Raw genomic sequence first — 12,827 nt, forward strand, 5'->3', positions numbered from 1 at the left:
TAAGGAGATATTCACAGGACAACCCACGGCGAGAGCCGTTAACCGTTCTCCTCTGAACATAACCGAGCGAGCAAAGCCCACCCGGTTAAGTGGCGTGATATTAGTTGCTTGCAGCTGCAGCTTTGATTAGATCTGCACCGATCTCATCTTCAAACTGCTTCCATACAGGCTTCATTGCTTCAACCCACTGAGCACGTTCTGCGTCAGTTAAGCTAACAACTTGAGAACGCTTAGAATCGATGATTTTCTGCTTATCAGACGCAGCTTTTTCAGCAGCAATGCCGTTACCGTGTTTGATTGCTTCATCTAGCGCTTTCTTAACTTCAACTTTCAGATCTGCATCAAGACCCATCCAGAACTCAGCAGAAGTTACTACTAGGTAGTCCAGTACACCGTGGTTAGATTCAGTGATGAAAGGCTGAACTTCGAAGAATTTCTTAGAGTAGATGTTTGACCAAGTGTTCTCTTGACCGTCGATCGCTTTAGTTTGTAGAAGTGTGAATACTTCAGAGAAAGGCTTTTTCAGTGGAACTGCGTCTACAGCTTCGAACTGAGCCTGTAGTACGTCAGAAGTCATGATACGGAATTTTTTACCTTGAGCATCAGCAGGTACTTTTAGCTCTTGGCTTGCAGAAAGCTGCTTCATACCGTTATGAAGGTAACCTAGACCCACAAGGCCTTTACTTTCTAGAGAACCTAGTAGTTTTTGACCATCAGGGCTGTTCTGGAATTTTTCTACCGCAGCCATATCTTTAAACAGGAATGGTAGATCGAAGATCTGAAGCTTTTTAGTGAACTTCTGGAATTTAGATAGCGAAGGCGCAGCCATCTGCACATCACCTAGCAACATCGCTTCCAAAACTTTGTTGTCACCGAATAGCTGAGAGTTAGGGAAGACCTTAACTTCAACTTTGCCAGCTAGACGCTCATCTACTAGCTCTTTAAATTTAAGAGCCATCTGGCCTTTTGGGGTATTTTCAGCAACCACGTGAGAAAACTTAATTTCTACTGGGGCTGCAACAGCAGCTTGTGCTCCTAGAGTTAGTGCAAGGGAAGTTACCGCAGCGGTCAGTAAACGCATTGTGCATCTCCTGTTTAATTGAATTTAATTATGTTTGTTTTGTTTGAAATTCAGCGCTTTCTGTTTTTAGCAGTCACAGAACTTTCTGAACTCATCACACTAGAGAGCAAAGATAGGGCCAACTGTTAAATATGATTTTCACAAAGCCCTGCAGCACCTATAAACATTGAGATACAGGTTAAACACATGTTTTAAGGAAGGATTTAAGCGGCTAGAAAAACTGGCGGGAACCCACCCATTTCTAATTTTAAAATTAGCGAATTCCCATCCATCTTGGTGTTATTTCTTGAACCAACATCTAAAAATGGCGTTTCATTGATCTACATCGAAAGAACAAAGCACCTTAGGCTTGTGTGGAATATCAGCTTCGCCTTATGATGAGTTACTGACTATGCTAACCACTATTATAAAAATGACGTCACTTATGACGGGAGCTGAAGTGTGAAATTGGATGGCCTATCAATTCAAACAAAGGTAAACATTTCTCTAGCAGTTGTGTTCCTGATTATCTTGGTTAGCTCTCTAACCGCGATTTACCGTAGTGAAACTCAGTTGGTTTCTGAAGTTGTTCAACGTACAACAACTGAGACAGCTGATTCCTACTTTGACAGTATCAATATACTGATGCTGAGCGGTGCCATGTCTAACCGCGAAACCTTGCAGAAAAAGATTCTTGCCAACCCTGATGTCCTAGAAGCACGTATTATCCGCGCCGATAGCGTTTCCAAAGTGTACGGACCGGGCACCGCAGACTCCAAAATCATGGATGATCTCGATAAACGTGCAATGCAGGGTGAACAGATTATTGAAGAGATTGATGATGAGAAAGGCCACCGCCTAACCGTTGTCACACCAATGAAAGCTCTACCCGACTACAAAGGCACTAACTGCCTACTTTGTCACCAAACGGCTGAGGGCGATGTGCTAGGTGCAGTTCGTGTTACCTACTCTTTTGAAAATTTAGATAACACTATTCGCGCCAACCTGATCAGCGTAGCTTTGACCGAACTCGTACTGTTTATCATCGGTTTAATCCTAATTAGCCTTCTACTAGGTCACCTTGTAGTACGCCCAGTGAAGCGCATGGGTAAAACGATCAACACCATTCATAAAAATTCAGATCTTAAACTGCGTATAGATGTGAATTCCAAAGATGAAATCGGCACGATGTCGACATCGCTGAACACTATGCTTGAAGACTTCCACTCCAGTCTGAGCAAAGTAAGCAATACAGTTCATCAACTAAGTTCATCCAGTACGTCTATCAATGACATTGCTGATATGGCAAATAGCGCGGTGAACAATCAGCAGATACAAACCAGTGCTGTCGCTTCGTCGATGGAACAGATGGAAGCCGCCACTAAGAGTGTTGAAGCCAGTGCTGAAAATACGGTATCAGCGTCTGACCTAGCGCTTGAGCAAAGTCAGGAAGGTACGCAAATTACTCAGCAAGCGATCAATGCCATTGACTCCTTGAAGAGTAATATCGACCGCGCACTGAGCGTTATCAACAAACTGGATGAACAAAGCCAGAGTGTGGGTACCGTACTGGAAGTAATTCAGAAAATTGCTGAGCAAACCAACCTCTTGGCGCTTAACGCTGCCATCGAGGCAGCCCGTGCTGGTGAGCAAGGTCGAGGCTTCGCCGTAGTAGCAGATGAGGTTCGTACTCTAGCAAGCAAGACACGCAATTCGACCGAAGAGATCAACGCGATTATCGAAGAACTGCAAAATGATGCGCGAGATGCGGTATCCGTAATGGATCAAGCGCACTCGAGTGCGGAAGCTGGTGTAGCTAAAGTGCAGGAAACTTCAGATGCGCTAATCAAGATTGCCGAAGAGGTTCGTGCAATTAACGATATGAACCACATGGTTTCATCATCGGTTAAAGAGCAAACGGAGATGGCTAGCAGCGTTGAGTCCAGCGTACATGAGATCGCCAAAACGGCTGAACATACTTCATCCCGTGCCGGCAAACTGAACCAAGTTGCTCATGAACTTAACACACTAGCAGGACAGCTAGAGGTTATGGTTCAGAAGTTCAAACTGTAACTTTTAAAACAACACCAAAAAAACCATAAAAGAAGCCGCCAATATGGCGGCTTCTTTTTTAATAGAGCGAGAGGGGATCGCTCCATCATATCTCACCCGTCACTACTCGGGCAGTTGAGGATACAACTTTAGAATTGTGCTGTAGCTGTTAGCCACAGTTTACTCTTATCTGTTCCAGTATCTCCTGCTTCATAGTCAGCATACTTCAGGCTTAAGCCGTAGTTTTTGCCAAACTTTTTAGCCGCAACAAAGCCCCATTCAGAGCCTAAATCAACGCTTGTGTCTTCAGATTCATAATCGTGGTAAACCGCAAGTAGTTTAACGCCCGCAAATTTAGTACCGACGCTGACATACAGATCTTCAATGCCATCTGCAGGTGTCGCTAAGAACTGGTCGGCCCAACCTTGGAATTTATGCTTAGTGGCTAATGGGGTGTTAAATGCCACACCGCCATCAGCGCCAAGAACTTCATAACCTAGCTTGGTCGTTACACCAGAGAACTCCACGCCACCCTCTAACAGATAGTAATCAGGGTCAGTCGTGCCATTATCCTGTGTCGCGTACTCAGCTGTGTATAGAAGCTTGGTATCACCGGCATCTTGAGAACCACTAAAACGAACGCCGTAGGTTTCTAGGTCATAGCCATCAACTTTGTCTTCCTCAAAGTTGTAGTAGTAACCTGTTAAAGCCCCAAATGGCAGACCTTTATATTTCACGTTAAACAAGTGCGTCTCGTGCTTGCTGTCCGCACCCGTAATCCCATGAACATCATTGATGTAAGCGTAGAACACCTCAGTATCGGCCAGAGAGTTATTTTTAAACGATAGCGAGTCGTAAGTCTGCTCGTTCTGACGGAAGCCTACACCACCAACAAAACGCTGGTTATCTAAAAGGATACGCTGGCGACCAACCTTAACTGTGGTATCAGACAGACCTGTAAATGCTAAATACGCTTGGTTTACTTCTGTGCCTTCAGGGTCAACGATTTTCGTTTTTGTTTCCATGCCGTTGACGCCGTCGTTGTACTCGACATCGTCTAGTTCAGTTACATCATCCACTTCCACCAAGGCTGATACAGATTTGAATTCATCTGTTTTAAAGGTTAATCGAGACTTTAACGTCAAAGCATTCGCATCTTCAGCAGCAGAATCATCTTCAACATCTTCATAACGTAGACGGAAGCTCACTGAGGTTTCACCATTTTGAAATGCTTCAGCAATAGACTCAGCGGCATAGGCTGATGGGGTAGATATAGCTGCTATAGCCGTGGCTAACAACAACTTAGACGGTAGTTGCTTCATTGTTTACTCCTAACTCACAAAATGATTGCTAGTGCTGGAGCAACGCTTATGCCAACAGGTATGTTTTGAGAAAAATAGGCTCAAAAAGCGTTAAAAATGTTAAATTTGCACACTTTTAAACCACCTAAATTAGCACCTGCTTTTTTGCAGTGCAGCAAAAAAGATAATTGCAACACCGAGTTAGTGCAGGATTGTCCAGAATTGATCCGACATTTTGAAAGGGCATTTACTACAAAAATCTTAAGCCCCTATCCATTAGGTGTAATTTTTTGAGTGCGTTATAAAGAATTAAGGAACCTATTTTTCTGAAATGAGTCATTCTTAAGGAAACGGAACCCATTTTGGAGAATCGCAGTGTATATACGTGCCATCGTCGCTAGCTTTGCCATTTTTACAGCCTCACAAACTAGCGCTGCCATATTGGACGTAACGGTTCTCAACCCGGATAAATCAGGGGTGGATTCCATCGTGCTCTATGCAGAACCTTTAGATCAGCCGGCACCGAAAATCGAACGTAAGAAAATCGAGATCACACAAAAAGATCGCGCATTCGCACCACATATTACAGTGATGCAACGCCAAGATGAGGTACAGTTCAGTAATAAAGATGACTTTACCCACCATATCTACTCGATCTCCGGCCCAAACCGTTTTTCCTTTAAACTGAAATCAGGCGAATCCAAGGCCCTAGAGGCGTTCGAGCCCGACTCATCCACTGAAACGGTCGCTATGGGTTGTAACATCCATGATTGGATGAGCGGTTTTATACTGATCGTCGATACACCTTATTTTGCCAAAACGACTAAAACCGGCTCTGTTTCATTCGATCTTCACCACTTGGGTAAATATCGCCTAACCTTATGGCATCCGCAGTTAAAAGCGGAAAATAATCGATTAACCCAGATAGTGGACATTAGCCAAAACCAATCACTGACCTGGCAATTAAGCGAAACCTTCTACGAAATACAGCCAAAGGCTGACGAAGAAGACTTCGAATTTTTGGATGAATACTAATAATTGGATGAACTGACCATGGGCAGTTTAAAGACCAAAATATTTATATTCTTTGTCGCCTTATTAATGGTGGCTCAAGCAGCATCGCTGTGGATGGTTTACGACGCCAATAATAAGCAAGGCGATGTCCAGATCCAATCTCGGCTCAATGCCGCTGTCTCCGTTTTTGACACCCTATATCAACAACGAAACTACTATCTCCAAGCCTTCGCAGAAACGGCGGCTAAAGACTTTGGTTTGAAAGAGGTATTTGGGGCTGACCAACGCAGTTTTCTGATTGCATTGAATAACCACCGTAAGCGTATTGATGCCGATATAGCGATCGCTGTCGACCAAGAATTCTCGATTATCGGCCAACTTATCCGCCGCAATCCAAATGAAAAAATCCGTTTAGGTCCCGAACAAGGCCAACCGTTCCCTTCATCACACTGGTTTGACGCAGATGGCACGTTCACCAAACTTTACCAGCAAGAAGCGGAGTTATACCAACTCAGTTTTGCACCGTTAAAAAGTGGACAACAGATCGTCGGCTGGATCGGCTATGGCTATCAGATCAATACCACCCTAGCGCAAAACTTTGCTGATATTACGGGGCTGAGTATCGAATTTATGCTGCAGCAGGAGGATAGCCAATGGCGCGCCATTGCTGCTGCAATCCCGACAAGCCATCCTCACGCACCGAGCCAGCAGGGTTTAGCTGTTATTGAAAATCGGGTACCAGACCACCTTTTCGCTACCCAGATTGAAGTAGGTATGGTTAGTAAAAGTCCTCTGCAAGTAACAATTTTTGGATCTCGTTCTAACTTACTGGAAACCCTACAAGAGAACTGGTGGCACCTATTAGCGCTTGAAGGAGGTATGGTGGCGATTACCATGTTAGCTGCCTACCTCCTCGCAGGAAGCATCACCCAACCGGTCAGAAAACTAGTACGCCAAGCCCAATATATTGCGCGAGGAAACTATGACAGCAGTGTAGATATCAGTGAAAAGAACGAGATGGGGCAGCTTGCAAAAGAGTTTAATCAGATGCAACAAGCGGTCTTAGTGCGAGAGCAAAAGATCAGCCACCAGCTCAAGCATAACAGCCTGACCAATCTCCCAAACCGTTTCTCCCTACTCGAAACTTTAGACACTCTGCTGCAGCAAAAAGACACTTTCTTTAGCCTTCTCCATCTGGATATTCGTCGCACACGCACCGTCAACGACACGCTTGGCTACCAGATTGGCGATATGATGATTAAAGAAGTAGGTAAACGCCTGTTGAAGCTCAACGGTGCCAGCCAAACCTTCCACTTAGATGGTGACGAATTCGCCATGTTGATCGAGTGTTCGACACTGAACGAGCTGGTGCAATGGCAGCAAAAAATTGAGCAAGTAATGGATGACCCTCTCTGTGGTGAAGACACCCTACTGCACTTACAGCTACAGGTTGGCTTTGCCCGCGTGCCTGAAGATGCCGACGATCCACAAACATTGCTGCAAAAAGCTGATACAGCACTGAGCCATGGTAAGAAAGCACAACAAAGCTTCCAGCAATATCTCCCAGAAATGGATGCCGATGCCAACCGCCGCTTAAGCTTAGTAAATGACCTTAAGGTGGCTATAGCTGAAGACCAGCTATGTTTGTTCTATCAACCTAAGCTCGATCTTAAAACCGGAAAAATCCATCAACTGGAAGCACTAGTTCGTTGGCAGCATCCGATTCAGGGCATGATTCCACCCGATTCCTTTATCTCTATCGCTGAGCAAACAGGCCAGATCGATGCTCTCAGCAATTGGGTAATGAATGAAGCCGCTCGACAATATCAGGCTTGGGCAGAAATAGGGCTACATCTGTCTATCGCGGTGAACATCTCTGCGGAAAACCTGAAAAACCAACAGTTGATAAATTCTCTGAAAGGGATTTGGAAAACACATCAACTGCCACAAAACTCACTCTCCCTAGAAGTAACGGAAAGTGCCGTCGTGAGTGATCCAGAGAGCGCAATTAAAATGCTCTGCGAAATAAAAGATCAAGGGATCAAACTGTCGATTGATGACTACGGTACAGGTTACTCATCACTAGCTCAGCTAAAACAGATGCCGGTCTCCGAGCTAAAAATAGACCGCTCATTTGTCGATAAAGTGCATATGAGCAGTGATGACCAGATCATTGTTAGATCCACAATTCGTATGGCTCATGATATGGGACTAACGGTTGTCGCTGAGGGAATCGAAGATCAAGAAACTCTGACATGGTTAGAACAACATGACTGTGATTTAGCACAGGGCTATTTCATCAGCCGACCTCAACCAGCAAGCGAACTTAGCAGTTGGCTGCTAGAATCGGAGTACAACCCGTCTTCGATCACAAAGGTTTTACATGGATAGTCGCTGGCTTACAGCATTGACGCTTTTATCTCTGCCTGTACATGCAATTGATGTAGATTTGAAAGGACTCGTTGATATCCGAGCCAGCCACTCTTCTGGTGAACCTAGTTATGTCAGCGGTCAATTCGGCAAGCTCCAAAACTCACCCGGCGGCGATCTATCTCTCGGGCAGCTAGGCCTCAACTTAAAGCTAGGTTTGAGTGACCAGCTCAGTTTTGTTGTCGTAGGGAACAGCTTTGTCGATGATGAAAAAAGCGAAGTTGGGCTGACTGAGGTTTTCTTCAAATACTCAGGCCTTCCCAGTGACAGTGGGATTCGACACAGTGCCCGCGTCGGTACTTTTTACCCACCCATATCATTAGAGAACAGAGCCACTGCTTGGTCACCCGCTAATACACTGACTTCTTCAACGATGAACAGCTGGATCGGCGAAGAAGTACGCACCACCGGCGTAGAATATACGGCAGAGTGGTTAGGAAAGTTCAGAGAGGCCGATTACGATTTAAAGCTCAACACAGGTTTATTTGGTTTTAACGATACCGCTGGCGCGATGCTGTCTTGGCATGGTTGGACGCTTAGCAGTCGCCAATCCGTTATCGGCGAAGGCCTTCCTGTGCCACAGACCCCTGCGCAAACGACTCTGCTTACAGATCAAGCAAAAGAGTCAGACCCTTTTCATGAAGGCGATGACCGCCTTGGCTACTTTTTAAATGCCGAATATAAGCTGAAAAAGAAACTACTTCTGCAAGCAGGTTACTACGATAACAATGCCACCCCTTATATGATTGAGGACGGACAATATGGCTGGGAGACTCGGTTTGCCTATACCGGCTTTCGCTGGCAGATCGATAAACAGTGGAGCCTAATGGGTCAGTTGATGCAGGGCTCAACGCTAATGCAATCGCCACAACGCGAGAATGTGGTCGATAACGATTACCGTAGCGCCTATCTAACCTTAAGCTGGCGAAACGGCCCTCATCGAGTATCGACTCGCCTAGAAGAGTTTTCGGTTACAGATCTAGATCAGACGATTGGCGACAACAATGACGAATACGGTAAAGCTTTTACCCTTAGCTACCGTTATCGCCTAAACCGCCAGTGGTTTTTGTTGAATGAATTCAATTGGATAAATAGCACTAGAGCTGCAAGAGCGTACAACCAAGATGACCCGAAGCAGTTAGAACGCCAACTCCAAGTAGCGCTCCGTTACTATTTTTAAGTCCAATTATTTAAAATCTTTCTTATCCAACCCGTACTTCTTCATTTTGTCGTATAAGGTTTTTCGCGGTAACCCAAGGCTAGTTAATGTCTCTTTGATGGAACCTGCGCAACGCGCAAGCTCAGCCTGAATCAACATGCTTTCAAACTGCTCGACTTTATCCGGCAGGCTCATATTGCTGTAGCCATCGCTTTCGGTGATCGGTTTATTCTCAAAGTCGAATGTACAACTTTCACCCAAAAGCACATAGCGCTCTGCCAGATTGCGAAGTTCACGGACATTGCCCGGCCAATCATGGGTCATCAAACTGTGCATACGTTCAGCCGATAACAGCGGCACCTCTCGACCATATTGGGAGGAAGCAATCAATGAGAAGTGCTGGAACAACAGGCTTATATCTTCACGTCGTTCACGTAGCGGCGGGATATCCACTCGCACAACATTCAGACGGTAATAGAGGTCTTCTCGGAAACTCCCCTGTTCGGCAGCCTCACGTAGATCTACCTTAGTTGCTGCGATGACGCGAAGATCGAGCGGAATGACTTCGTTGGCACCAAGGCGCTCTATTGCACGCTCTTCCAAGACTCGCAGTAATTTAATCTGCAAGGTCATCGGCATGCTTTCGATCTCATCTAAAAAAAGCGTACCGCCATTCGCATGTTCAAATTTACCAATTCGACGTGCTTTGGCATCGGTAAACGCGCCCTTTTCGTGGCCAAAGAGTTCAGATTCGATCAAATTTTCGGGTACAGCACCGCAGTTAATCGCGACAAAATTCTGATCGCGGCGATGGCTATGTTCATGGATGTAACGGGCCATCAGGTCTTTACCTGTACCGGTTTCACCCAAGATCAGAATATCAGCGGGGGTATCCGCAATTGCATGCACTAAACCACGCACTTGGGCGATCATCGAGGTATTCCCGATAATACGCGGGCCCGGCGCGCTCTGCGCTTCCAACTCTAACTTAAGACGGCGGTTTTCGACAACCAGATTGCGCTTCTCAATCGCTCGGCGCACCACGTCTAACATCAGGTCTGAAGAGAAAGGCTTTTCGATAAAGTCGTAGGCGCCATCTCGCATAGCACCCACCGCCATAGTGATATCACCATGACCGGTAATCAGGATCACTGGTAAAGTGGCATCGAGATTAACCACCTGCTTCATCAACTCAAGGCCATCCATGCCCGGCAGATTGATATCGGTAATTAAAATACCTGGCCAATCGTCCTGAATAATAGCGAAAGCTTGCTCAGCCGTTTCAACGGCTGTCACTTCATAGCCCGCTAATTCAAGGGCCTGTCCAGCCGCTAACCGAATATGTTCTTCATCATCCACTAAAAGAATGGGCAATAACCTATTCTCACTCATGCGGCTTTCCATTTCTTAATCAACCAATCGTGTTATTAAGGTTATCAGGCTGCTCGGCTTTAGGTAAGCAAATACGGAACACGGCTCCACCTTGAGCATGATTTGAGACCGCCAGCTCCCCGCCCATACTTTCAATAATACGGTGAGAGATCGACAAACCCAGTCCTAAACCCTGACCCGCTTTTTTAGTGGTGTAGAAAGGTTCAAATACACGATTCAACTCCTGCGACGGTATACCCGGGCCGAAGTCTCGCACATTAAGGCTGATCTGTTGGTCTTGTTCCGACAAGCTGATATCCACAACCGGTTTGGTCTGATGTTCCATCGCTTGCAGCGCATTACTGATCAGGTTGACCAAGACCTGCTCCAAACGCACGGTATCGCCGAGCACATAGATCCGTTCCAGATCAGATGGCCAATTCACTTCAGCATCGATCTTGCTCAAACGGCCATACATGATCGACATCGCGCCATCATGCACATTTTTAAGACAGACCGGCTCTACACCACCTGTCGTTTTACGCGAAAACTCTTTCAGTGGGTGAATGATCTTAGCCATACGTTCGGTCAAGCCACTAATTTCGCTTAGGTTCTTCTCTACTGGTTCGGTTTTTCCCAACTCCATAAAGGCTTTGGCATTATCTGCATAAGTGCGGATAGCCGTTAGCGGCTGATTCAGCTCGTGATTGATACCCGCAGACATCTGACCAAGCACCGCCAACTTCGCTGTCTGGATCAGCTCATTTTGGGTATTCTCGTGCTTCGCGACTTCGTCACGCAATTTAAGGTTGGCATTGGTAAGATCTTCAGTACGCGCTGCAACCCTATGTTCTAGCAACTCTCGCGCACGTTTTAACTCTTCTTCGTACTGTTTACGCTGAGTAATATCGTGAATGGTGACGATAAAACGTTTCACCACGCCATAATCCATATGACCGATAATCAGTTCAATTGGGAACTCAGAGCCATCTTTGCGCAGCCCTTGTGCCTCGGTATACAGTTCTTGCTGGCGATCACTGTCTGGGGCTGTTAAGTGCTGCCAACAGAGTGCACGATCGTTCTGGGAGAGGAGTTTACTAAAGTATTTACTCCTCACCTCCTGTTCGTCATAACCAAACAGTTTTTCCGCCATCAAGTTCAGACTTTCAATCCGACCCTGATCATCCAACGTGATCAGACCCGCTTGAGTGTTATCAATGATGGCACGTACACGCTGCTCGCTCGCTTCCAGCGCTTGTGTTTCTTTCAGCTTAAAGCGTGCGCGTTCACGAGTGATACGCTGGCGTGTCAGTAACACTAACACCAACAAGATTAACGCGAGGAAGATAAAGCCTGCAGTCAGAGCGGTATAGAACATCCGCACTTTAACCGCCTTTGTACTGGCTAAAACCACCACGGTTAAGCCACTATCGGGTAATTCTCTACTTTGCAGAAGAAATTCCCGCGGTCGGATGCCATCGAGGGCTTGGTTTTTAATTCGCTTACCATCCACCAGCGTAATCAAAGTCGCACCATTATCTTGTGGTGCACGCGAAATAATCTCGAGTGCCGTTAAAGCATGATCACCATAGCGCAAGCTCTCAGATATACGTTGGATATCATCTTTGGTCAGTGGATGTAGGGTTCGAAATTTCCAATCTTCCCTTGTCGAGATAAAGATAACACCATCTTCATCGGTCACTAGAATGTCCAGATCAGGATCGGTCCAATCTGATTCAATTTCGTTGAGGTCTATCTTTACAACCACGACCCCAATAATCTGGCTACGCAGATAAACAGGGTATGAGAAATAGTAACCTCGTCGATTCGATACTGAACCCAACGCGAAATAGCGGCCAGGCTTGCCTTTAATCGCATCTTGAAAGTAAGGACGATAAGCGTAATTTTTCCCCATAAAAGAGTGCGCTTCCGCCCAGTTACTCGAGGCAATCGCCGTCCCATACTTGTCCATCAGATACACATCTGTCGCATGAATCGAATTATTCACTGATTCTAAATAGACACTGGCCTGACCTGAAAGAAACGCATCTTCTGGCTTAGCTAAGGCTTCTACTAATTTTGAGTGCGATGAAAGTAACGCGGGGAGGTCTTTATAACGATCGAGCTTCTGCTGCAGACTCAACAGGTAACGATTGAGATCGGCACCGGAGCGCTGTTGCAGGGTTTGATAGCCTTGAGATTGACTTAGAAATGTAATTTGCCCAACCACTAACAGGAATGCAAAAGCCAGTACGACAAAGAAAAGCAGCCGATACTGACGCCAGCGAAGTGATTGAGTCTGTGGCATAAAACCTAGCCTGTCTGTGCAAAAAGGGCTTTTATTAACGTAACTGCAAAAGAAATACTTAATTTCGTTAACATAGTCGCTCTATACTAAGGTATATATTCTTGAACGCCAAACATGGCGAAGAGTATTAAT

The 12,827-nt window shown here is 45.8% G+C and carries 8 protein-coding genes; 4 read left to right on the forward strand and 4 right to left on the reverse strand.

Features of this window, described 5'->3' with window-relative positions:
* Positions 1-100 precede the first annotated feature (100 nt).
* Positions 101-1,081, reverse strand: a complete 981-nt coding sequence (locus tag ACMXYN_RS17010) for a TRAP transporter substrate-binding protein (RefSeq protein WP_415892807.1) — start codon at positions 1,079-1,081, stop codon at positions 101-103.
* 441 nt (positions 1,082-1,522) lie between these two features.
* On the opposite strand from ACMXYN_RS17010, the gene ACMXYN_RS17015 reads away from it, so the two are divergent.
* Positions 1,523-3,133: a methyl-accepting chemotaxis protein gene (locus ACMXYN_RS17015; protein WP_415892808.1), complete on the forward strand. Its 1,611-nt coding sequence runs from the start codon at positions 1,523-1,525 to the stop codon at positions 3,131-3,133.
* Between the two features lie 128 nt (positions 3,134-3,261).
* Here ACMXYN_RS17015 and ACMXYN_RS17020 read toward each other — a convergent pair whose 3' ends face one another.
* Positions 3,262-4,434 (reverse strand): alginate export family protein, encoded by a 1,173-nt coding sequence (locus tag ACMXYN_RS17020; RefSeq protein WP_415892809.1) that lies wholly within the window; start codon positions 4,432-4,434, stop codon positions 3,262-3,264.
* Positions 4,435-4,788: 354 nt separating this feature from the next.
* On the opposite strand from ACMXYN_RS17020, the gene ACMXYN_RS17025 reads away from it, so the two are divergent.
* Genes ACMXYN_RS17025 through ACMXYN_RS17035 form a run of 3 tightly spaced genes read left to right on the forward strand, consistent with a single transcriptional unit; the run spans position 4,789 to position 9,037 of the window.
* Entirely contained in the window at positions 4,789-5,448 is a 660-nt protein-coding gene (locus tag ACMXYN_RS17025; protein ID WP_415892810.1) for a hypothetical protein, read from the forward strand.
* A gap of 18 nt (positions 5,449-5,466) precedes the next feature.
* A complete protein-coding gene (locus ACMXYN_RS17030) occupies positions 5,467-7,818 on the forward strand; it encodes a putative bifunctional diguanylate cyclase/phosphodiesterase (RefSeq protein WP_415892811.1) in 2,352 nt (783 codons plus the stop codon).
* Positions 7,811-9,037, forward strand: a complete 1,227-nt coding sequence (locus ACMXYN_RS17035) for a hypothetical protein (protein ID WP_415892812.1) — start codon at positions 7,811-7,813, stop codon at positions 9,035-9,037. The genes ACMXYN_RS17030 and ACMXYN_RS17035 overlap by 8 nt, the downstream gene beginning before the upstream one ends.
* 6 nt (positions 9,038-9,043) lie before the next feature.
* Here ACMXYN_RS17035 and ACMXYN_RS17040 read toward each other — a convergent pair whose 3' ends face one another.
* Together ACMXYN_RS17040 and ACMXYN_RS17045 are read right to left on the reverse strand one after the other, a co-directional pair.
* A complete protein-coding gene (locus ACMXYN_RS17040) occupies positions 9,044-10,408 on the reverse strand; it encodes a sigma-54-dependent transcriptional regulator (protein WP_415892813.1) in 1,365 nt (454 codons plus the stop codon).
* A 19-nt stretch (positions 10,409-10,427) separates the two neighbouring features.
* Complete coding sequence (locus ACMXYN_RS17045; protein ID WP_415892814.1) at positions 10,428-12,695, reverse strand: ATP-binding protein; 2,268 nt, start codon at positions 12,693-12,695, stop codon at positions 10,428-10,430.
* Positions 12,696-12,827 lie beyond the last annotated feature (132 nt).

Source organism: Neptuniibacter sp. PT8_73 (assembly GCF_047778045.1).
In the GTDB taxonomy this organism is placed as follows: domain Bacteria; phylum Pseudomonadota; class Gammaproteobacteria; order Pseudomonadales; family Balneatricaceae; genus Neptuniibacter.

Bases quoted from the DNA above. Each gene is read 5' to 3' on its own strand.
- ACMXYN_RS17020 (WP_415892809.1), bottom strand. From the start codon at position 4,434: ATGAAGCAACTACCGTCTAAGTTGTTGTTAGCCACGGCTATAGCAGCT.
- ACMXYN_RS17010 (WP_415892807.1), bottom strand. From the start codon at position 1,081: ATGCGTTTACTGACCGCTGCGGTAACTTCCCTTGCACTAACTCTAGGA.
- ACMXYN_RS17030 (WP_415892811.1), top strand. From the start codon at position 5,467: ATGGGCAGTTTAAAGACCAAAATATTTATATTCTTTGTCGCCTTATTA.
- ACMXYN_RS17045 (WP_415892814.1), bottom strand. From the start codon at position 12,695: ATGCCACAGACTCAATCACTTCGCTGGCGTCAGTATCGGCTGCTTTTC.
- ACMXYN_RS17035 (WP_415892812.1), top strand. From the start codon at position 7,811: ATGGATAGTCGCTGGCTTACAGCATTGACGCTTTTATCTCTGCCTGTA.
- ACMXYN_RS17040 (WP_415892813.1), bottom strand. From the start codon at position 10,408: ATGAGTGAGAATAGGTTATTGCCCATTCTTTTAGTGGATGATGAAGAA.